Genomic DNA, 22,469 nt, shown 5'->3' with positions numbered 1-22,469 from the left:
TAAACTGCTGCGCATAAGGGTTTAAACACATAGAAACATAGCTAAAAGTGCTGTAGAAAAGGCGTTTCACTTTTAGTAACAAACATAGATCCGTAGACAATCTAAAAACAAACCCTTAAACATCAGTACCTTACAAAAAACACGTTTTTCCATGAATTAAAATATGGAAGTTAAAAATTAAACTGCTGCGCATAAGGGTTTAAACACATAGAAACATAGCTAAAAGTGCTGTAAGAAAGGCGTTTCACTTTCATTAACAAACATAGCTGTATTGTTAAACTAAAAAATCTCAGACTTTTAGACAGAGTGAGAAACAAAAAAAACCGGACGCAAGTCCGGTTTTTCATATATATTAATCTAAAGTCTAAAAAAACTTAGAACCTCAGCATCTTAGTATCTTAGCACCTAAAAAAGTTTACGTTAGTAAACTTCCGAAGCTTCTTTCAGTTTCTCCATGTTGTTTACCAGCTGAAGCTCCGAAACGATTTTCTGGATATCACCGTTCATGATGTTTCCTAAATCGTAAAGCGTTAAACCAACACGGTGATCCGTCACACGGCCTTGTGCATAGTTGTAAGTACGAATCTTAGCCGAACGGTCTCCCGAACTCACCTGAGAGCTGCGTTTTTTAGCATCTTCTTCCTGCTTTTTGGCCAGTTCCATCTCGTATAAACGGGAACGTAATACCATTAAAGCTTTGTCTTTATTTTTGTGCTGCGATTTCTCGTCCTGACACTGCGCTACCAATCCTGTAGGAATGTGCGTTAAACGTACTGCCGATTTCGTCGTATTTACCGACTGTCCTCCAGGTCCTGACGAGCAGAAGAAATCTACACGTACATCGTTCATGTCTACCTGAACATCAAACTCTTCTGCTTCCGGCAATACCATAACCGTAGCGGCCGAGGTATGTACACGTCCCTGTGTTTCGGTCTGCGGAACACGCTGTACACGGTGAACACCTGCTTCAAATTTCAGGGTTCCGTACACATCTTCTCCGGTAACTTCAAAAATAACCTCTTTGAAACCTCCTGATGTTCCTTCGTTCATATCTACTACAGAAGTTCTCCAACCCTGTGTTTCACAATATTTAGTATACATTCTGAACAAGTCACCTGCAAAAATACTCGCTTCGTCTCCACCCGTTCCGGCGCGGATCTCCACCATTACGTTTTTCGCATCTTCCGGATCTTTAGGAATCAGCATAAATTTGATTTCCTCCTCCAGTTCCGGCAGGCGTTCTTTTGCTTCATCCAACTGCATTTTGGCCATTTCCACCATTTCAGCATCACTTCCGTCAGCAATAATTTCGTTTGCTTCGTCGATGTTGGCTAAAACTATGATGTATTCTTCTCTCTTTTCAACCAGCGCTTTTATCCCTTTATATTCCTGGTTAAGCTGTTTATAACGTTTTTGATCAGAAATAACATCCGGCTGAATAATCAAATCCGAAATCTCGTCAAAACGCTGCTTTACATATTGAAGTCTGTCTAACATTTTCTAATTCCTTTTAGTGGTCGGCAAAATTACAAAAATTTTGTGGAAAATTCTAGTGGTTATTTTTTGAGGGATTTAAGTTGGCTATTTAGTGGAATTGTAATGATTTTTTGGAGCTGTTTCCTGCTATCCGCTGTATCTTTTTAGGCAGAAGGTTTACGGTTTAATAAGATCTTTTTCGTTTGCCTAAAAAGGATGCCGCTGCTATCAGGGCTAGGGGCTTTGGTTTTCATAATATGGTTTACGGTTTTCCGTAATGTATTTAGCATTTATGTTCTTAGTTTTGAAAAGCAACTAACAACCACAACTTAAAAAATGAAAAAAATATTTACCATATTCTTGTTACTCTTTGCAATAGCGCAAAATTATTCTCAAGATAAAAATTCTGAAGCGCGCCAATTTATTGAAAATGCAGAAATCACTCAAATAAATAAAGATTGGAATGTAAAAGCAGAATTTAAATCCGGAATTGATGACGCAGTTTCTTTCTTTCCAATTGAAATAATTGATTTAAAATCTAACAGAAAAATAAAATCATTACAAATGGATATGCTTCTAAAATATCAATCAAATCATAATGATTTCAAATCTTCATGGATTGATTTAAATGAAGTTGACGAATTTATACTGTTTCTTGAACAATATGTTATTCCGAACCTTAAAGATAAGACCGAAAAAAATCAATCAACAACATACATTTTTAATTCAAAAGAAATAATGTTTCGTTTTAAAATCGAAAAAACTTCTAGAAGGATATCAATTTATCTAAAAGATAATGGTGTTACAGATTATGAACATTATTTCTGGACAGAAACGCAAGTAGGAAAAATTCCTGAGTTGCTTACAATGCTGAAGGCAATTAAATAAATCTTCTACTTCATAAATAATCAGGTATTTTTACTTGTTGAAGAATTTAAATTAAAAACGATGTTTGTTTTAAACTTTAAATGATAGCCCTCTAACCTAATTTGAAAATAATTTATGAATGATTTACAAAAGAAGTTATTTGATTTACTTAACAAGCTTGACGAAACTATACACAATGAAAAATACGATATAGGAATTTTAACCGAAGTCCGCAGTAAATTAAAACTTTATGTAAAAAGGTTGTTCAAAGATAATCCAGATTACAAAGAATTAATTGATGAAATAGATATTAATCCAATGGATGATGACGCATACTCTATCTCTATAAATCAATTAAGAAGTGCAATAACTGCAATGATAGAAGATATACAAATATCGGATAATGATTTAAGCATCGTAACTGAAAATGATCGTCAAGAAATTTTAGCACAAGCAAGAAAAGAAATTCAACTTGAAAGAGAAAGGATTGAAATTGAAGCAAGAGAAATTCAAAAATTAAACGAGGATTTAAAAAAGCGAACAGAAAATATCTTGTTAGAAGAAGAAAAGTTTAACTCGTTCAAAACCAAACTTGAATTTGCAGATAAAGGAATTGATTTTCAAACTGATGCTAAGACAAATAAAAATAATGCGGCTATATGGGCCATAACTTTTTTTATTTTATCATTAATATTAGTACTAATGATTTACAACAATATAAACTGTAATTCTACTTTTTCTTCTATAGCAAAAGATGTGCATAAAAATTTGACCTTAAAAGGAAATCCTTTTGATAAACAAATGATTTCAAATACCATTTATATTTCTTACTCAAAACTAATATTTTCAAGACTATTTTTGTACTCACTTTTAGTATACGGGATTCGTTTCTCTGTTAGGAATTACAATGCTCAAATGCACAATTTTATAATTAATTCCCACAAAGCCAATTCTTTAAAAAGCACCTTAAGTTTATTAAACACCGCAAAATCTGATGAAGGAAACGACAAACTACTTGTACAAGCAACACAGGCTATTTTTTCACATCAAAATTCGGGCTTTAACAATAAAGAATCTGAACCAAATTCTCCAAATTTAATAACAAATATAATTGATAGTGTTTCTAAAAAGGTATAATAGAGGACAGAAGAGTAATTAAAGTAAATAAACGACATGAACAACGAAAGTGAAAAACCATTCCTGATGGAATCAGAAAATTTTAGAATGTACTATCAATTACAATATGACCGAATAGACAAACTTGAAACTAAACGAGAGAACTTTTGCAATTTCATTTTAACTCTAAGTTCAGCAATTTTAGTTTTTTCACTTAGTGATGGTAATCGTTTAGCAGAATATGTAAACTTCTTAATCATTCTAATAATTATGATCAACCTTGCTTCAATAATTTTTATTAGAAAAACGAGACCATTCATAAAAATGCATCAAAAACGTGCAGAATTAGCAAGTAAGAAAAATGCAATTCAGTTTAATCTAATAAATAAAGAAATTGGGAAAATTAATAGTGATCGAGATTTCTTAAGCAGAAATAATATCTATTCTTTTCTTCATGGTACAATTATTTTATTAATGATAGGTATTTTAGCAATGGAGAATAAATGGTTTTGCAAATAATTATATGCAAAATAATCTAAATTCTAAAATAGAATATACATATTAAACTAACCAAATTTATAATTAATGAAAAATCTTTATAAACTTAATAAACTTTTAGAAATATTTTTATTTGGGATATCTGTATTTTTAGTTACCTATTTATCAAATGAAAAATTATATTGGTGGCTTGCACTTACCTCCTTAATAATTATTGTTTTAGAAATAGTTCTAAAAAACAGTGAATATAATTTTATTCTAAAAACTGCTCATAAAAGAGAGCAAAAAATAAAAGAACAGGAAGATAATGGAATTACAAACCATTATTTTATGAGAAAATCTGCTTCAAAAAATAATAGAAATATTGAAATAGCACATGCAATAGATAATTGTAATGAAATGAGTTTACTTGCGGAAACAGGTAAATCATATTTAGATATTGCAACTGACAGGCACTGGAAGAATGTAAAAAGCAAATTAGATAGAGGAATTTATTTTAGAGTTTTGCTTATAAATCCTTATTCCGAAAATAAAAAAACTAGAAACCTTTTAAATAATATTAGAGGAGAAATCGATCGAAAACTTGACATAGAAAATTTAAAAAAAATAAATGCTAAATATGAAAATTTAGAGATTCGCTTTACAGACCAAATTTATTGCTCTTTATTTTTCACAGATAAATATATGATATATGATCCATATCATTTAGGTAAAACAGGTGATAGGATCGAAAACAATTTTATTGCATTGGAATTTAGGAATGATAATGAAAATTATAATGTTCTAAAAAGTCATTTTAACAATTCATGGAGTTTATCAAAATCTATTGAAGAAATATTACAAGATGAATAGATTAATAATTACTTATAATCAAAGCTGTAATTTAAAATGCAAGTTTTGCTACATTGATTTTCATTATCAACCTGTTAAGGATAAAACCATAGAAATAGTAAATGTAGCAATAGAGAATAATTTTAACATCATAACATTTGGCGGTGGGGATTCATTCAGTAAAAAAAATTTTAGAGATGCTTGTAAATTAGCAAAAAGAAATAAAATTTTTGTTCATGTTGATACAAATACAAAAGCTATTAAAGAAAATGATATTGATTTTATAAACAATTATATTGATCTCATAGGTATCTCTTTGGACTCCATTGGAGAAAAATATGATGTTTTTAGAGAATCTAAAAATTTATTTACAAAAGTAAATTCTGTAATACAAGAATTGGATAAACTTCCAAATACCTCAATAAAAATAAATACAATTGTCACAAAATTAAATGCAGAAGATATTACTCAAATACGAGATTATATTATAAAATATAAAAATATAAAACGATGGAGTTTATATCAATTTTTCCCATTATCAGCAGCAAAAAAAGAAAGGGAAAAATATGAATTAAGTGACATGGAATATGACAAAATTATAGAGAGTTTAAATCTTTCAGAATTAAACATCAATGTAGAATGTTTTAAATCTAAAGATAGAGTAAAAGGTTATTTGTTCTGTGATGAAGAAGGGAACATTTATACCAATAATATTGATGGAGAATACAAAAAAATGTTTTCAATCTTTGAAGAAAATTTAAGCTTAAAATTAGCTTCCATAAACGATCAAATTAACCCCAAAACAGCCATAAGATACAAGTAATTGTCTGTTTTTTTTTAAAACTTTATCTATATTTCTTTACAAGCAATAGATCTCGCTTTTATAGCTATGAAATAACATCAAATAAATATTAATAAATGAAATTACCCTGCTCTGCGAAGTGTTCCTTCATAAGCGCTACGCAAACGTCTCTGACTTTGCATTTTTTTTATAAATTATTAAAACCATAAACGCAATAAAAGTCTCCCGACTTTCTACGAATTGTTCTAAAATCAACTCTTTTTATATAAAGTCAGAGACTTTGAGATGTTTCTGTTTTCAATTTAATGACAAAGAAATGGCGCAAAGTCAAAGACATTTGCCAACACTGAAAAAACTAATCCAAATCCCCCACCAAATAAACCTTATGCAAATCATCCAGCAATTCCATTTCTTCTTCTGGTAATAATTGCAGGGCGATTTCAAGCAGGGTTACTACATTTATATCGCCTTCTTTATCAAAAACGGCCATACTTCTTGCCTCTTTGTTCATTAGCACAATACTGGCTTTAAGTAAATCAGAGACCATTAAATTTAATTCATTATAACAGGAAACTTTTAATGTCACATTAAACGATTTTTTTACTCCATTGTCCGCTTTAAGTTTTTTGAAATTCTTTGATTTCTTTACTAATTCCAGTAATGCTTCCGTTTGTTCTTTATTCTGTTTCTCCATAATTTTTTAGTTTTTTCTATCGAGTCGAAATTAGAAATAACAGATTATTTTTAAGTGATTGTATACAATCAGTTGTATGCAACTGAGATTAAAAATCAACACGAAATATCTTATATTTGATAAACTAAATCTATTTAAAAATGAATAAGCTACTTAAACTAAACCTTATTGGAATAATTTTATTTCTTACTTCTTGTACTTCTATGTCTCCTCTACAAGTACACAATTCACTTCCAACATTAACAAAATCAAAATATATCACCCAATCAGAAATAGAAACGAACCATTGTAAAACCTTAACGAAAAGCAGAAATTATGTCGCTCCCATCGCAATGACACCAAAAAGCGATTTGATAAATGCTGCTAAAGGAATAGATTAATGGGTTCAAATTGATGGAGGAAACGCTTATGTTCTAAAAAGTTTTAATTGGGTTAATATTGACCAGGAGACAAGTCAACTTCATGTTGAGTTTGACACATTGCTTTGTGAGTAACCTATAGCGCAGATTTGCAACCTTGCTAACGTACAGTTTAGTGTTTCTCCCAAACCACAAAAAAACCAATCAGAATCTCAGAAAAATTTGTAAGAATACGTTTTGTTGTTATCTTTAGTCTGTAGAAAATCCAAAAGACATGAATAAACCCAACAGAATTTATTTTTTAGGAAATCCGTATCCAAACGGTCACACTTTAGAGCAATTTAAATGGAGCGGCAGAATTGAAGAAGACGAATCTATCTGGTTTGATTTTCATTTAAAAACAGACAATTATTACGCCGAAGAAGAGTCAAAACTAGATTACGAAGAAGATGAAGAAGACCAAGACTATGAAAGCGACTGGGATTCTAAAGTAGTCTGGGGAAATTTCCATCGTTGTACGATGTCTTCGACTTTTTGGGGCGATAACGGAATTAAAATCAATACCCCATCAGGAAAAGTCGTTTTTAACGATTTCATAAAAAACGATTTACTGGCAGATCCTTTTCCGCTTGATGACGATTATGATTATGACGATGTTGCTTTCGGGATTTATTTATTAGGACACGACAGCTGTGCCAATCATCGCATTACAATTACTCCCACTTCTTCAAACCAATTTGATATTGACTGGTCCGGAAAAATCGCTTTAACTTATGTTGGAGACGACGAATTTAGGTATGATTTTAAACTGCATCTTCAAAACGCTCGATTTGAGGGTTTTTATTATCCTAAAACCTGGTCGGTAGAAAAAGCCAGTGATTTTTTTAAAACCCGTTTCGCAGATTTTGAAGAGTATGAATTTGTAGATCTCAATCCAAAAAGCAATAAACGTGAATATAAGTTCTGTAGAAAGTAAATGAAAATCTCTAAAATTACAGCAGGAACTATCGTTACCATAGCGATTGCATCCTGCCGGAATAATAGCCTTTACTTGTACTTGCAAATAAAGAAGACTATCTAAGCCAAAAACAAAATGCTGGAATTATTAGAAAGAATTAAAATATTAAACAAATACCAAAAAGAAATAGCAGACTTATCCGAAGAAAGATTCAATATTTTCAGAATCTGCGGGGTAAACCATTACGAGGTGACACATTCGGCAATTTTAACGGAGCTTTTAAGTAATGATTCCTCTCATAATTTTGGCACTGCTTTTTTAACGGCCTTCCTGAAAACATTAAAAAAAGAAAATTTACTCCCGGAAGAGTATTATTTTTCTTTGGAGAATATTAAAATAATCCCTGAATTTTCAATTGGTTCATTGGGCAGAATCGATATCCTTATTAAAAACAACAGTCAATGCCTGATCATAGAAAATAAAATTTATGCCAACGATCAGTATGAACAGTTAAAGAGATATCAAACCTTTGCCCTGCAAAATTTTAAAGATTACCAACTTCTTTATCTAACCTTATTTGGCGATGAACCGTCTGAAAATAGTGCCAAAGATTCTAATTACATATTGGTTTCATACAGTCATACCATAATAAACTGGTTAGAACGCTGTGTCGAAATTGCAGCAAAAAACCCGGTTATCAGAGAAACTTTAATACAATACATTAACCACATAAAATTTTTAACCAATAATACCTCTCTTTCAAGAATGAACAATGAAATTATTGAACTCTTAAGTCAAAAGGATAATATTGAAGCTGTATTTACTATTGGAGAAAGATTAAATGATGTCAAAAATCATCTAATAAATAAAACTTTTTTAGTCCAGCTCAATGAAATCTGCAGCGAACTTGGTTTAACTAATGAATCCGAAGAATGCGACAGGGTAAATCAGAGCTGGGCAGGATTTCAAATTAAAAATCCGGACTGGAAATTCTTTAAGATCGCTTTAGAATTTGAAGCCAAAGGACTTCGAAACCTCATTATTGGTATTACGTATACTAACAGAGAGGTTCGAAATGACGAAGTCTTTACTGCATTAAAAACTAAATTTAAAAGAAATAATACCTTTTGGGTATGGAATGATTTTCCAAGATATAATTCCTGGGGCAAAGAGGCCATGATGGCCATACAAAATGGTGAAATGAAAGAACTTCTTAAAGCAGAAATTCAAAAAATACTGTCTAATACAGAGGAATTCAAAGACGGAATGTAAAATTGGAAGTAACAAACGTGATGACCGAAGAAGCTTTAATTGCAGAATTATCAAAATACAAATGGGATGCGACGAATGTAAAAATAGCAATCAGGGCAGAATGTAAATGTGAATACTGCGGAAAAAATATGCTTGAATCCATAGATAACTACAAACTCTGGCAGATTGACCATATTATACCTCAATGTTCCGGAGAAACATTTTGTGAAGATTTTGATAATAAAGCCCTCTCCTGCACCCAATGCAATAAAGATTTTAAAGCAAAATGGAATCCGAAAAAGGCTGGCGAAGAACGGCTAAACAGAGATCAGTATATTCAACTGATTAAGGAGTTTATTGAAAACAAGCGTGTGGAAAAAAGCAAAGCACTAGAGGAAATAAACAAACTATTTAAAACTTATTTTGCTGATCATTAATATACAAAAGTCAAAATCTAAAATTCAAACAAATATACATGGAAGAATATACTTTAACTGGTTTTATAGGAGTGTGCTGCATAACTTTTGGCTTAGTATATGCCTTGTCGTTTGTATTGTATAAAAAAAATGACCGGATCAAACGTGTATTTTACTGCTCTTTGATTTTTATATTTTTTGTTCTTGTAAAATACCTTTTATCCAAAACTTTCGATATTACATTTGGGTATCTTGATTATCTTTTTTTGTTGTTTTCGCCTCCGGCATTTTTTACTTTTCTGGCATTGTCTGCCAAAATTTCAATAGACAGGCGAAAAAAAGCGTAGTGTATTTCCTGAAATGCAATCATTAAACTTAATCCAGACAGACTGAACCCAAAATGACCAAATCCAGAGTAAAACTTTTTATTACGATTACAATAGGGCTTTTTGTGCTTTATAAAGTGATTTCCTTTTTTTCTACTTTTCATATTTACGCTGCGGGATCTTATCCGTATGCCGAAAGCTATTTTCTGGACTATCCCGAAAAGCAGGTTCTTGATGCACTGGAAAAAATGCATCTTCAAAATGCCGATTTCAGAGACAGAAACCCTTCAGACTTCTGGCATGACCTTTATTTTAATATGGGTAATAAAAGAATACAGGCCTGGACAAGACCTTTTTCTGAAAACTTAACCAATCTGTCGCTCGTAGCAGTTTACCAAATCGGAGAAACACGATGGCAGTTAGTCAATCAGGATTTAGGACTATGGGGAAATATAATGCTGAAAAGGGAATTTGAAAAGAAAATAATAGAAAGGCTCAAAACCGAACTGGAAAAACAAAATACAAAATGAGAAAAATGATCTTTATATTGGGCATTGTTTTCAGTTTAAATACTCAGGCACAGGATTCAAAATGCACTATGGCCCATACCGGAATATTCGAACTATACGGCGGTGAAGACAATAATGATAGTACCGAAATCGTAAGAGATCCCCAAAAACAGACCGAAACAACCGGTTAAAAGGCTCTCAGGTAATTTATAATATTGTCTGGACGGACAACTGTAATTTTGAACTCAGAAATAAAAAAGTAATAAAAGGCATTTCAGAATATGGTAATAATCCCGGAGATATTATGAAAATCCAGATTTTAAATATTGAAGGAGAAAAAATATATTACCGTTTAAGTTCTAATTTTTCGACATTTATAAGCGATTGTGAAATGAGTAAAGTAAAAACATTCAAAGAAACAAAATGAAAAAAACGGAACCAAAATAAACCAACTGGCTCAAAATAATTGTCGAAAATCTGTTGGATTTTATTTTAAGCTGGAAATCATAATCAGCCCTGTTTTCGTCTAAAACAACCTGTTATCTAATAATCTACACATTAAAAAGCTATTTTTATATTCTAAATCAAAAAGAAAAATGGAACTGCATAAAATCACTCAAATACTAGAGAAGCACAATTTTACATACAAAGTAAAAAACCAGACCATAGTGGTTTCTCTCGAATTTTCTCAGAATATTGTCATTGATTTATCAGAAGATTCAAAAATTGTGCTTTCTGACCGTCTTGATAATTGGAATTTTTTAACAGGCTGCTTCAAAATGAGTTTAAAAAACGCCATTTTATATAATTTTATCCTGCTGCTGTTTTTTGGTTTCTTTTGTCAGTATGCGCAATTTACAGATTATAATTTTACCAGTTTGCTTTTAACTTTTATCGGTTGGGTATTACTGTTTTCTATCTTCTATTTAATTAAACTCGAAAGTTTTAAACTGCAGTTCTTTGCAATGATAAAACAAGTCTAAAAAATCTGTACGAGATACGGTATCTTTGATTTAATAAATTTTTATATTTAATTACATCTGAATTAGTCTTTTAACCCCAAATTAAATGGAAGAAAAGTTTTGCTGGCGCTGTGATACAAAAGTCAAAATGCTTGACGATAATGAGTTTAGTTTATGTCATAAAGCCATACAGGAAGGAAAAAAACTGGTGGAAAAAGAAATAGAAAGACGAAGTATTACTGATTATGTCTGGCTGGGCGAAATTAAATCGTATGAAAAATTTCGGTACCTGCTTGAAATGTATCGGGTCATAACGGGAGAATACGAATCAAATCCGATGGCTATTTTTCATCATCAAATCAGTCAGTTTGGAGAAGATTGTCCTAATTGCAGCAGGCCCTTTAGAACGCCAACAGCAATATATTGCCCCAATTGCGGTTACGGTTCAGAAAACCTGACTAAAATTTAAAAACAATTCTCTATAATTTAACACCATCAGGCATTTGAATACAGAATACAATATTGAGGAACAAATAGAAAGTATGACAAAAAGCTTACTTGAAATGGTTAACCAGTCTTGCTGGAATACTATTTCAAAAAATGTAGTTTTTATTCTTTCTGACATTTCAGAAGTAAAAGGGGAAAATGCTTTTATTCAGCGTCAAAATAAAAATAAGCTTAACAGGAACAAAACGCCAAGAAGTTTTAAAGAAGCAGTGGAAGAGCTTAAAGTCTTTTACGATTCGATTTATGATATCAATTTGTATGTTTATAAAGCCGAAAAACACCGTACTATTATCGATATCCGGTATTTCCTTAAAAGCAGACTCGATCCTGAATTTTTAAAAACGGTTATGAATACCCCGTCAATGCTGCATTGCAAGATAGAACTGCCGCCCTATCGTAAAAATGATACCGATATGTTTGATGTTAACTGGGAATTGGGCGGTTTAAGATATCACTGGAATATTTTTTGGTGGAGAGCCGGCTGTAAACCCAAAACCTCTTTTTATCACACAATCAAATAAAAGTAAACTATGGAAAACTTTGACTGGACCTCCTTTACCAAAAAAATCGCCGTAAAAGCGCAAATCAGCGATATTTATAATGCCTGGACAAAAGCGGATGAACTCGAAAAATGGTTTCTCGAAAAAGTTGCTTTTTTTAACACCGCTGAAGAACTAATTCCGAAAGACCAAAACGTTACAGAAGGCTGTACTTATGACTGGCGTTGGTATTTGTACAAAGATGCAATGCCGGGAAAAATTACGGCAGCCAACGGAAAAGACCAGTTACAGTTTACTTTTGAAGGAAGCTGTCTGGTAGACATACAACTCACCGAAAACAATGGTTATACAATAGTTGAACTCCGGCAGCATCATATTCCCACAGACGATTTCTCGAAACAATACATTAGACTGGGCTGTTCAAACGGCTGGCATTTTTATCTGACCAATCTGAAATCAGTGTACGAAGGCGGACTCGATTTGCGTAATACAGACAGCGGCCTGAAACCTATGATTAACAATTAAAAAAACAAAAAGAAATTAAGTTTAGAATTTGTTCTTTCTTTTTATGGATTTTATACATTTACTTCCTGATTAAATACCTAAAAATGAAACCTAATTTTTTGTTGTGCACCGGAGTATTTTTGATGAGTATCTCTGTTTTTTCCCAATTCAAAAAACCGGAAGCGGTTATGGTTCTTCCAAAAGTTATTTTACCTCAGGATGCTGTAGATTATAGTAAACTGCCGGAAAAAAAATTGAAGAAGAAAACCACTTTTGAAAAACACGGGAATGAATTCAGCAAAGAGATAACAACAGAATTTGATAAAAACGGAAACATTATCAGTGAGATCAAAAAGGAACTTCCCTTTATTTATACTTCGGTATATACCTATAAGAAAAACAATCTGGTACAAAAAAACACAGCTGTTACCTCTGATTTAGAATATATCAAACGTTTTAATAAGGAATCAGAAAGCAGCCCCTCTAGTTATCAAAGTTCTGATGTAACCGTAACGGCAGGATATGAAGAAAAAAACGAGACAAATTTGTATCAGGCCGTTTTGGACAAAAATGACCGTATTATTTCCTTTCATACCGAAAGCACTTCAAAAATTGCTGCCACAAACGAACTGAGAAAAAACGAAAACGACTGCAGTATTATTTATGATAAAGACAATATCACTGAAATTAAATCAGGAGACGATTATACTGAGCACTATTTTTACGAAAAAGGACTTCTGATAAAAAAATCCTTTGAAAGTATTTCGCCAAAATTTCAGAGAACTAACGGCGAAGAGTACTCTTACGACCCCAATAATAATCTTGCTGTTATCCGGATCAGTCGTTTTATGCGTTCCGGCGAAAAAGTCCTTGAAAACATTCATAAAGTAAAAGATTCTGCCGTTTACAATGAAGCTAATCAGCTCATCTGGCTCCAACAGGAAGACAAAATCAGGACTTTTAAATACAATTCTGATAAGCAGCTTACAGAAAGTGTTTCCTTTCATAAAAAGACCCCTCTTAGAAAAGAGGAATATTTTTATGATCAAAAACGGCTCATCAAAATCATCTCTTCAGATTACAACCGCAAAAATATAATAACAGTTACCTATCAATACCACAATGATAAACTGAAAGAATATCAAAGAGAAGATGCAATAGAAAGTATGAGAGATAAAAGCCTTTCTAAATCTATTGATAAATATGTTTACGAATACGATGCAGCGAACCAGATTAAAAAGATAACGCAGCTGTCTAAATTCGTTGCTGGTAATGGGCCCGAAAATAATTTTGCCGTTAAAAATGAATGCCTTTTTACCTATTCACCAAATACCCTGAATATGATCTGGAAAAATGGGGATTTTGAAAAGTATGAATGGTATTAATGCTGTTTAAAATCTAATCGTAAATTCCAATAAACTAACCAAAAACAAATTATGTCTGTAACAGCCGCTATTATATTAGGCTTATGTATTACGTTTATTATAATTTACGTAACGCTCAATATTGATAAATTCAAGCCCCGGAAAAAGTATGAACATCAGGACCTGATGGATCAGATTAAGTCTAAAATTGCCAAAGCCAACGGCGCTTCGACAGAACAGTTTTCTCTCGAAAATTTCTCTCAAAACAATGAAATAACAGACATTTACAAAAACGCTGAATTTGTCAATAAAAATTGTACCAGCCTCGAAGATTTTATTATAAATGAGGAGATCAATGAATATGATTTACGTAAACTGGCCGATTTAAACGGGATTACGCTGCAGATCCGTTCAGGCTGGCATGCTCTGGTTATCGAACTTTTAAAAGAACTGCATGCTAACGGCTGGAATAAAAAAGTAACCTGTATTAAGGAAAAATATGCCGGACTCCGCTTTTATGCCGATTGTCTTTACGGCGATACGATCTCCCAGATTACCGAAAAATACGAACATAAATCCTCAAAAATATGTGAAACCTGTGGAGAATTAGGACAGACCAGACATAATTCAAATTGGGAGTATGTGGCCTGCCGGAAGCATTATTTAGAGGAACGGGGCAGAATAACCCCTGAAGACGGAGGGTTTAACTACAATGGAAATTTCTATCCCTGGAATGATATTAAAGAAGCTTCTTTTGATGATTTAAGAAATACAAAATATGATTTTTTAAATATTGAGTTTCATAAAACCAAAGTCAGACATTCCGGCTGGGAAGATCAGAGAATGTATCTTTCGAGATATGTCATGGGCTTTGGCCGTTTTTTAAACAGTATTCCACCGGGAATTAATAATATGGATTACCGGTATATCAAAAAGTTTAAAAATGTAAACTATTGCGAAATTTGCGGTTATGAGGCTGTTTATTTTGGGAATTGTGAATGCTGCGAAAACGATGACTGGCCTGCTTATCAGAAAAACTGGTATGTAAAAAAGGAAGATGCAGAAGAAAGAAGACACAATTACCTGTATTACGGGCAGCTTCAATGGGCCGAATATGGTGATGATGTATACGAAAGCCGCCTAAACCATTATCCTAAAAATCCGGATCACAAAGTTGTTTATACAGAAGAGGATCTCAAAAAATACCAGAAAAATTTTGAGGAAGAATAAAAACGGCTGCGTTTCGAAAACTTTCTTATCAAAATACAAATCACAAGAAACACCTTTATTATTTTAAGTATCCTTATAAATAACAAACATCCCGCAAAAGAACATTCTTTTGGGGATGTTTTTACTTAGTATAAAATGAAAAAGGAAAGGCTTAAACTGCCTCTTCTACTTTTAAAATTTCCAGTTTTAAACTGCCTTTTCTGGCAGGCCATTCTATTAAATCGCCAACTTTGTAACCTACCATTGCAATACCCTCATCAGAAAGAACCGAAACCTTATTTTTACTTGGTTTTGACTTTTCCGGACCTACCAGTAAAATGGTTTTTTCTTCATTTCTAGAATGGTCTTTATACGTGATTTTTCGGTTTATGGAAACGATATCCTCCGGCAGATTTCTGCGTAATACCTGAGAGGCATTTTTTAACTGTCCCAGTAAAAGTTCTTCTTCCTCCGGTGTTACTTTTTTTCTTCGAATATGGTCTTTAATTAAATCGTAGGTTCCTGTAGTTAAAATAATATTTTGTGACATAACTTTCTTGTTTGCTTCATTTTACATCCATTACAACATACCACTCTTCACTGAATATACGGTAGTTCTGTCCAATTCAGTGATACTTCCTCCTGAATGAAAATGAAAGATTAAATAATCGAACTGTGTAAAGCAAAGGTTCCCTGCCTAGAGCTGCGACAGGGCACAAGTAATAAACTCTTTGGAGCTTTTTAAGAAAGTATCATCATGCAGATACAATAAGGTACACATCAGCCGTATCAAACTATTGTTTACTAAATAAAAACCGGAAGTAACCATTATTGCAATATTTTTTAATCTTTTGCAAGATACATTTTTTTCTTACAAAAAGAAAAACAATTATATTTACTAAAAAACCAGTCAGAATGAAAACACATACCACCAATTATTTTGATACCTTTATAGAAACGGCAGAAGATACCAAAGTAACTCAGGGAACACAGCCTCCGGCGAAAGACAAAAAAACGATTGCACAAATGCAGTATGAACTAATCGCTAAAAATCCGTATCGATATTCCTCTGATGACGTTCTTTTTAAGGTATTTGCAGATCGTAATGATCTGACCCAAAGTGAATATGAAAAAGCCAGAGAACAATTTTTCTCAAAAGGACAAGCCTGTTTTCGCGCTTCGCCCCTCGCCAAAACATACGGCTTTGGAATTCATAACGATCATAACGGAAAAATTGCCATATTTGGAATGGAAACAAATGAATATCAAAAGTTTCTGGAAGACACCCAAATCAAAAAAGTAAAAGCTATGAAATCAAGCAGATAAGCAACTGGAAAAACCACTAACAACCGGCTGTTTATAAAACAATCAGGCCAAAATTCTAAATCATTAAGCTGACTATACCCTACCCCAAATGGCATTTCTATTTATCCTTTTACTTGGCGGACTACTGTACATTTATAATAGTAATATTAAAATTTTATTAGATAAAGAACGGCAATATCAGAAACCTGTATCTAATACTGAACCCCATAAAAAAACGGTTCCTCAAAAAGAATCTCAACCTTCTGAGAAAAAAGAAGTTTATGAAGATGCCGTCTTTGTAAATAAAAACTGTACCCGCTTAGAAGATTTCATTATAAATGATGAGTTAAACGGATATGACCTGAAAAAACTTGCCAATTTAAACGGAATCGATCTTCATATTAAACCAGGCTGGTATCCGCTGACTATTGCCCTTATAAAAGAACTCCATAATGACGGATGGGACAAAAACGTGCTGTGCATTAAGGAAAAGTATGCCGAACTTCGGTTTTATACCAGCAGCAGGCATGACAAAATCATTCAGAAGTACACCGAAAAATCAAGAGAAATTTGTGAAACCTGCGGCGAATACGGCGAAATGCGGTTTAATTCGACATTCATATACACCGCCTGCAGAAAACATTATCTGGAAAGCAGGGGACGAATCTTCATTGAGGAATCCGGCTTTAATCATAATGGTATTTCGTATTTATGGAATAATGTAAAACATATTTCGCTTGAGAAATCTGCTTTTAATGAATTTGATGTTTTAATTATAAAATATACCCAAATACTGGCTGAAGACAAGGGCTGGATAGATAAAAAACTCCGTATTTCAAAGTACACCACCGGGTTTGGATTTTTATTAAACCATCTTCCCAAATCAATTGCCGAACTGGATCGTGACTACATTGCAAAATTCAGTGAAGCCCATTATTGTGAAATCTGTGGCTATAAAGCCGTATACAGCGGTCGTTGTGAATGCTGTGAATGCGATGACTGGATAACTGACCAGACTAACTGGAACAGCAAAAAGGAAGAAAGGAACAAAGAAGAAGAGCAAAAAGAAAAATTCGAATACCTTCATTACAAACAGCTGCAATGGGCAAAAGATGAAGGTGATTTTTATGAAAAACTCCAGAATAATTATGTGAAAAATCCCGAACATAAAATAGTGTATACTGAAAAAGAATTACAGGAATATTTTGAAATGTTCGAAGATGACAAAGAGGAAGAAGAGTAACCTAAAGTCGTTATTTTCTTATCTAGAAACAGGCAGGGATAAACGGAATTAATGCTTTAAAATTCATATTCATCACCATGAAAACAAATCCTTTTTATCTTTACGGAGCTTTTATCATTCTTTTTCTTGCCGCCTGTTTTTTATGGATGCTTCAAAATGATATCTTCAAAACCTATGCAACCGAAATTGGATACCGCAATAAAGACTGGGAAAAAGAATATGGGTATACTTTAGAAGATTATCTCAAATCAAAATCGATCACTTCCTTTAAGCTCAATGGAAATGAAAAATACGACGACAGTATTCTGAAACTTTTTAGATTGGAAATTCAAAAAGTAAAAAAAACAGCCGACACTAAAAAAGTGGCTCATTTAAAATTTAATACCCAAACCCGATACCGGGATCTGATCCGCTCTTTTGAAATATGTAAATTAGAGCATTGTCCAACCTATATACCCGACGGTTATGATTTATGGGTAATACCTGTCTACAGCAAAAAAAGATATTTTACCGATACTTTAAAAATAGACAGCGAAAAATTTATTGTGGTTCAAAATTATCTTAAAAACGATCGAAACACGACTTTTTCCATATTAAACAACCGGAAAGATACCGTTTACAGTAAGCAAACCAAATCTTCCGGCAGTTTTGAATGTAAAGATTTTAATGATGACGGTACAACAGATATTGTGCTTCATTATATAACACCCACTTCGGAAGAAGGTAATACTGAAGTCATTATCTATGACAAGAAAACCAGTACTTTCAAAACCATTAAAAATCTTAAAAACTTTTCGAGTCCGGTCAAAATTGAAAACAGCAAATATTACTATTCCTATACCAAAACAGGATGTTATGGCGAAGACTGGACAAGCCGGTTATTTAAAATAGAAAATTTCAATGCGGTTAAAATGGGTGAAATGGAAGTCGCAGAATGTGAAAATGCCACAGAAAAAGGCCTCTCTGTTTATAAAACAACCGGAAACTCCAGAACAACAATATACTCTCAAAAAAGCCCGCCGTTTTATAAAAACAAATGGGACTTTATAGAAGAATACTGGACTCAAAACTACACCAGATTTGAATAGACAATGATGTTCTTTTTAATCCGGATTAAGCCGTAATACATTCCATGTTATTTTCTTCCATGATCTGTAAATCCATGATTTTCTGAGCTACAGTTCCTCTTTCAAATAAGCGGATAAACTTAAAAACAGCGCTGACATAATACCCCGGATTGGAAACTAAACGGGCGATTTCTGTAATTTTCTTATCCCTTTCTTCTATACACTTTTGGGTTTGATCTTCAGGAAGTACCACAAACTCATTGGCAAATTTCCAGGCACCGTTTCGGGCCGTTTCCATACTAAAATCAATAAAAAAAGTGTCTGCTTTACCCGTTAATTTTAATAAAAAAGTAAGCGTTGGCCATATTTTAATTAAACATTTCTCAACACCGGCCACCAGACTGCTCAATATCACATTAATTTTATCGAAATCGGTTTTTAAATCTCCTATGGTTTCAGCTGTACTTACCTGAGCAGCCGCTATTCCCAAATCCAGATTAATATGTGCATTCATTCCCAGTAATAAATGCTGAAGCACTATAGGCCAGAATTTCTCCGCCTGTTCAAAAGAAAAGGCCCAGCATTCAGATGGTTTTTCGCCAGCTTTAAATTCGTAATACGCTTTGATGTAACGGTTAGCAAAAATAACATCCAGTTTTTCCATTCGTTCCCCGTTCTGAAAATCCCCCTGCGCAATGCCAATTTTTATTCTTACCGTCACTTCCCGGTATAACATCGCAAATAACCCCATAGGGCTTTGGTCCTTTTTGGAGGTTTCGATAATTTCATCCAGAAAATCAATTACCTCATTTATCGTAGCTGCTTGTTTTATAATCATAATAGTAAAATTGTTTTTGGTTAAACGAATATAATTATTTTAATCCTTTAAAAAACAACATTTTAAAGAATTATCCTGCTATTTTTATTTTTAATATGCGAAAAAGAAACACAACAAAAAAATCAGTGTCTTAGATTCGTATTACAAACAAAAACTTTGTGTCTTAGTTCCTTCATGGCAGACCTTTGGAAACCTTAACATCTTTCTCAACAAAACAAAAAAACTTAGTGTCTTAGCGCCTTTACGGCAAAACCTAAAAAACTTTCACACCTTCTCAATGCAACAAAAACCTCCAGCGTCTTAGCACCTTCAAGGCGAACTAAAAAAACTTAGCATCTCAGAACCTTAGTAACTTTCTCATAAAAATCCTAACTTCGCTCCCCGAATAAGAAAAGGATAAAATGAAGGTCTGTATTGCTGAGAAACCGAGTGTAGCACGTGAAATAGCCGCCGTTTTGGGCGCCAATACCAAACATGACGGATATTACGAAGGTAACGGTTATGCCGTAACCTATACATTTGGGCATTTATGTACCTTAAAAGAACCCAACGATTATAAACCGCACTGGAAAAGCTGGGATTTAAACAACCTGCCCATGCTTCCTGAAAAATTCGAAACCAAAGTCGTTCAGAATTCCGGAATCCAAAAACAGTTTAAAATCATTAAAAACCTTTTCGAGAAAGCCGAAATGGTTATTAACTGCGGGGATGCCGGGCAGGAAGGAGAATTAATCCAGCGCTGGGTGATGAACGAGGCGCATTACAAAGGCGAAATAAAACGTTTATGGATTTCGTCGCTGACCACCGAAGCCATCAAAGAAGGTTTTGACAACCTCAAACCTTCTGAAAACTATGATAATTTATTTTATGCCGGATTTTCAAGAGCTATTGGCGACTGGCTGCTGGGTATGAACGCTACCCGTTTATATACCGTAAAACACGGCGGTTACAAACAAGTTCTGTCTATTGGACGTGTACAAACTCCAACCCTCGCCATGGTGGTTGACCGCTTTAAAGAAATCGAAAACTTTAAACCTCAGCCGTATTGGGAACTGCAGACTTTATACAGAGAAACTCTTTTCAGCTACGAAGAAGGCCGTTTCCTAAATAAAGCCGACGGAGAAATTCTGGCCGAAAAAGTCAAAGAAAGTGATTTCGAAATTGTTTCAGTCGACAAAAAAAACGGAAACGAATACGCCCCAAAACTCTTTGATTTGACAGGTCTACAAGTATACTGCAATCAGAAATTCGGTTTTTCGGCAGAAGAAACACTTAAAATTGCCCAGACTTTATATGAGCAAAAAGCAATTACGTATCCCAGAGTGGATACAACTTTTCTTCCGGGTGATATTTATCCAAAAGTACCCGGTATTCTGCAAAAACTGACGAATTACAGTCATTTAACAGAACCGCTTTTAGGAAAAAAAATCAAAAAATCGCCAAAAGTCTTTAACGATAAAAAAGTAACTGATCACCATGCAATCATTCCAACAGGAATCGAAATCAATCTGCCTTATAACCAGCAGCAGGTCTATGATATTGTGGTAAAACGTTTTATTGCGGTATTTTATGATGACTGTCTCGTTGCCAATACCATCGTAATTGGAAAAGCTGCCGATGTGACTTTTAAAGCCACGGGAAAAGAAATCCTTAAAAAAGGGTTCAGAGTAGTTTTTGAAGATCCAAATGCTAAAGAAAAAGAACCGGATTTATTACCCAGTTTTGTTGTAGGCGAAAAAGGTCCGCATGAGCCTTCCTTCCTTCAAAAAGAAACCAAACCGCCTAATTATTATACCGAAGCAACCCTGCTGCGTGCCATGGAAACGGCAGGAAAACAGGTAGATGACGAAGATTTACGTGAACTCATGAAAGAAAACGGAATCGGTCGTCCTTCAACCCGTGCCAATATCATCGAGACTCTTTTTAAACGCCAGTATATCGTACGTAACAAAAAGCAGATTTTACCCACTATAGCCGGAATCCAGCTCATTGATACGATCCAGAATGAACTAATCAAATCGGCAGAACTTACCGGTTCCTGGGAAAAGCAGTTAAAAGATATCGAAAAAGGAACTTTTACAGCCGCCGCTTTTATTAGAAATATGAAACGAATGGTTGAAGCTTTAGTCTACGAAGTCCGAAGCGAGACCACTCATGCCAATATTTCCTATGCTGCGTCCGTTCAGAAACCTGTGGTAAAAACCGAGAAGAAAAAAGCCGCCGGAATCCTGGCCGAAACCTGTCCGAAATGCCGGAAAGGAAACCTGATAAAAGGGAAATCGGCTTTTGGATGCAGCGAGTACAAATCAGGTTGTGATTTTGTGCTGCCTTACGTTTTTTCAGATAAAAAAATTACAGAAAGCCAGTACTTACGACTACTTCAAAAAGGCTCAACAGTAAATATAAAAGGTTTTAAAACCGATTCAGGAACTGTTGAAGGTTTAATTCGGTTTGAAGAGAATTACAAACTCAAACTAGAGCCCAAGAAAACAGAAGCTAAAAAAGCAGCTGCAAAAGAAGAAACATCCGATGCTCTAATGTGTCCAAAATGTAAAAAAGGAACCATTTTAAAAGGGAAAACGGCTTACGGCTGTGCAGAATACAAGTCAGGCTGTGATTTTAAAGTCACTTTTGATGAAGTAAGAGCCAGACTTCAGGATCAAAAACCTACAAAGGAATTGGTATATTCTATTTTGAAAGAAAGTGTTTAAGTTTTTTTTAGCCACAGATTAAGAGGATTAGCACAGATTTCTTTTTACTTTGCCTGTTGCCACAAATTACACAAATTTTCACAAATTTATTTCACACAGATTCTGGCAGATTAATATTTGATTTTAAATTAAATAGATCTGCAAATATCTGCCAGA

General features: G+C 33.6%; 25 protein-coding genes. 21 read left to right on the top strand and 4 right to left on the bottom strand.

The window, feature by feature from the left end:
* Window positions 1-420 precede the first annotated feature (420 nt).
* Window positions 421-1,497: a peptide chain release factor 1 gene (prfA, locus tag ACODST_RS16840; protein WP_179007220.1), complete on the bottom strand. Its 1,077-nt coding sequence runs from the start codon at window positions 1,495-1,497 to the stop codon at window positions 421-423.
* Window positions 1,498-1,812: 315 nt separating this feature from the next.
* Between prfA and ACODST_RS16835 the strand changes: the two genes are divergently transcribed.
* From ACODST_RS16835 to ACODST_RS16815, 5 genes are all read left to right on the top strand, one after another.
* Entirely contained in the window at window positions 1,813-2,364 is a 552-nt protein-coding gene (locus ACODST_RS16835) for a hypothetical protein (protein ID WP_488933269.1), read from the top strand.
* Window positions 2,365-2,478: 114 nt separating this feature from the next.
* Window positions 2,479-3,480 (top strand): hypothetical protein, encoded by a 1,002-nt coding sequence (locus ACODST_RS16830; RefSeq protein WP_488933268.1) that lies wholly within the window; start codon window positions 2,479-2,481, stop codon window positions 3,478-3,480.
* 36 nt (window positions 3,481-3,516) lie between these two features.
* Complete coding sequence (locus ACODST_RS16825; protein ID WP_488933267.1) at window positions 3,517-3,978, top strand: hypothetical protein; 462 nt, start codon at window positions 3,517-3,519, stop codon at window positions 3,976-3,978.
* A 66-nt stretch (window positions 3,979-4,044) separates the two neighbouring features.
* On the top strand, window positions 4,045-4,809 hold the full coding sequence (locus tag ACODST_RS16820; protein ID WP_488933266.1) for a hypothetical protein: 765 nt from the start codon (window positions 4,045-4,047) through the stop codon (window positions 4,807-4,809).
* Window positions 4,802-5,611, top strand: coding sequence for a radical SAM protein (locus ACODST_RS16815; RefSeq protein ID WP_488933265.1), 810 nt, complete (start codon window positions 4,802-4,804; stop codon window positions 5,609-5,611). Before ACODST_RS16820 ends, ACODST_RS16815 begins: the two co-directional genes overlap by 8 nt.
* Before the next feature lie 334 nt (window positions 5,612-5,945).
* Here ACODST_RS16815 and ACODST_RS16810 read toward each other — a convergent pair whose 3' ends face one another.
* Entirely contained in the window at window positions 5,946-6,284 is a 339-nt protein-coding gene (locus ACODST_RS16810) for a hypothetical protein (RefSeq protein ID WP_488933264.1), read from the bottom strand.
* Window positions 6,285-6,424: 140 nt separating this feature from the next.
* Here ACODST_RS16810 and ACODST_RS16805 point away from each other — a divergent pair, with 140 nt between their 5' ends.
* From ACODST_RS16805 to ACODST_RS16750, 12 genes are all read left to right on the top strand, one after another.
* Window positions 6,425-6,664, top strand: a complete 240-nt coding sequence (locus ACODST_RS16805; protein WP_488933263.1) for a hypothetical protein — start codon at window positions 6,425-6,427, stop codon at window positions 6,662-6,664.
* 253 nt (window positions 6,665-6,917) lie between these two features.
* Window positions 6,918-7,619, top strand: coding sequence for a hypothetical protein (locus ACODST_RS16800; protein WP_488933262.1), 702 nt, complete (start codon window positions 6,918-6,920; stop codon window positions 7,617-7,619).
* A 117-nt stretch (window positions 7,620-7,736) separates the two neighbouring features.
* Window positions 7,737-8,873: a PDDEXK-like family protein gene (locus ACODST_RS16795; protein ID WP_488933261.1), complete on the top strand. Its 1,137-nt coding sequence runs from the start codon at window positions 7,737-7,739 to the stop codon at window positions 8,871-8,873.
* Window positions 8,874-8,875: 2 nt separating this feature from the next.
* Entirely contained in the window at window positions 8,876-9,289 is a 414-nt protein-coding gene (locus ACODST_RS16790) for an HNH endonuclease (RefSeq protein ID WP_488933260.1), read from the top strand.
* 379 nt (window positions 9,290-9,668) lie between these two features.
* Window positions 9,669-10,124, top strand: a complete 456-nt coding sequence (locus tag ACODST_RS16785) for a hypothetical protein (protein ID WP_488933259.1) — start codon at window positions 9,669-9,671, stop codon at window positions 10,122-10,124.
* Entirely contained in the window at window positions 10,121-10,294 is a 174-nt protein-coding gene (locus ACODST_RS16780; RefSeq protein ID WP_488933258.1) for a hypothetical protein, read from the top strand. Before ACODST_RS16785 ends, ACODST_RS16780 begins: the two co-directional genes overlap by 4 nt.
* 405 nt (window positions 10,295-10,699) lie before the next feature.
* Window positions 10,700-11,086: a hypothetical protein gene (locus ACODST_RS16775; protein WP_488933257.1), complete on the top strand. Its 387-nt coding sequence runs from the start codon at window positions 10,700-10,702 to the stop codon at window positions 11,084-11,086.
* 85 nt (window positions 11,087-11,171) lie between these two features.
* Window positions 11,172-11,534, top strand: a complete 363-nt coding sequence (locus tag ACODST_RS16770; RefSeq protein ID WP_488933256.1) for a hypothetical protein — start codon at window positions 11,172-11,174, stop codon at window positions 11,532-11,534.
* Window positions 11,535-11,607: 73 nt separating this feature from the next.
* Window positions 11,608-12,093, top strand: coding sequence for a hypothetical protein (locus tag ACODST_RS16765; protein ID WP_488933255.1), 486 nt, complete (start codon window positions 11,608-11,610; stop codon window positions 12,091-12,093).
* A 9-nt stretch (window positions 12,094-12,102) separates the two neighbouring features.
* Window positions 12,103-12,597 carry an SRPBCC family protein gene (locus tag ACODST_RS16760; RefSeq protein ID WP_488933254.1) on the top strand — a complete coding sequence of 165 codons (495 nt, stop codon included), beginning with the start codon at window positions 12,103-12,105 and terminating at the stop codon, window positions 12,595-12,597.
* 83 nt (window positions 12,598-12,680) lie between these two features.
* Window positions 12,681-13,961 (top strand): hypothetical protein, encoded by a 1,281-nt coding sequence (locus tag ACODST_RS16755; RefSeq protein WP_488933253.1) that lies wholly within the window; start codon window positions 12,681-12,683, stop codon window positions 13,959-13,961.
* 51 nt (window positions 13,962-14,012) lie between these two features.
* Complete coding sequence (locus ACODST_RS16750; RefSeq protein WP_488933252.1) at window positions 14,013-15,170, top strand: hypothetical protein; 1,158 nt, start codon at window positions 14,013-14,015, stop codon at window positions 15,168-15,170.
* Between the two features lie 151 nt (window positions 15,171-15,321).
* Here the strand turns inward: ACODST_RS16750 and ACODST_RS16745 are convergent, their stop codons facing one another.
* Complete coding sequence (locus tag ACODST_RS16745; RefSeq protein WP_488933251.1) at window positions 15,322-15,699, bottom strand: GreA/GreB family elongation factor; 378 nt, start codon at window positions 15,697-15,699, stop codon at window positions 15,322-15,324.
* A 365-nt stretch (window positions 15,700-16,064) separates the two neighbouring features.
* Between ACODST_RS16745 and ACODST_RS16740 the strand changes: the two genes are divergently transcribed.
* The 3 genes from ACODST_RS16740 to ACODST_RS16730 all read left to right on the top strand — a co-directional run bounded on the left by ACODST_RS16740 (window position 16,065) and on the right by ACODST_RS16730 (window position 18,785).
* The gene (locus ACODST_RS16740) at window positions 16,065-16,475 is read left to right on the top strand and encodes a DUF6157 family protein (protein WP_488933250.1); all 411 of its coding nucleotides are present in this window, start codon (window positions 16,065-16,067) and stop codon (window positions 16,473-16,475) included.
* Between the two features lie 88 nt (window positions 16,476-16,563).
* A complete protein-coding gene (locus ACODST_RS16735) occupies window positions 16,564-17,697 on the top strand; it encodes a hypothetical protein (RefSeq protein WP_488933249.1) in 1,134 nt (377 codons plus the stop codon).
* A gap of 77 nt (window positions 17,698-17,774) precedes the next feature.
* The gene (locus tag ACODST_RS16730) at window positions 17,775-18,785 is read left to right on the top strand and encodes a hypothetical protein (protein WP_488933248.1); all 1,011 of its coding nucleotides are present in this window, start codon (window positions 17,775-17,777) and stop codon (window positions 18,783-18,785) included.
* A gap of 25 nt (window positions 18,786-18,810) precedes the next feature.
* Here ACODST_RS16730 and ACODST_RS16725 read toward each other — a convergent pair whose 3' ends face one another.
* A complete protein-coding gene (locus tag ACODST_RS16725) occupies window positions 18,811-19,602 on the bottom strand; it encodes a DUF5995 family protein (protein ID WP_488933247.1) in 792 nt (263 codons plus the stop codon).
* Window positions 19,603-20,003: 401 nt separating this feature from the next.
* On the opposite strand from ACODST_RS16725, the gene ACODST_RS16720 reads away from it, so the two are divergent.
* On the top strand, window positions 20,004-22,313 hold the full coding sequence (locus ACODST_RS16720; RefSeq protein ID WP_488933246.1) for a type IA DNA topoisomerase: 2,310 nt from the start codon (window positions 20,004-20,006) through the stop codon (window positions 22,311-22,313).
* Window positions 22,314-22,469 lie beyond the last annotated feature (156 nt).

This window comes from Flavobacterium sp. FG19 (assembly GCF_057809475.1).
This window is presented reverse-complemented; position numbering and strand designations above follow the sequence as displayed.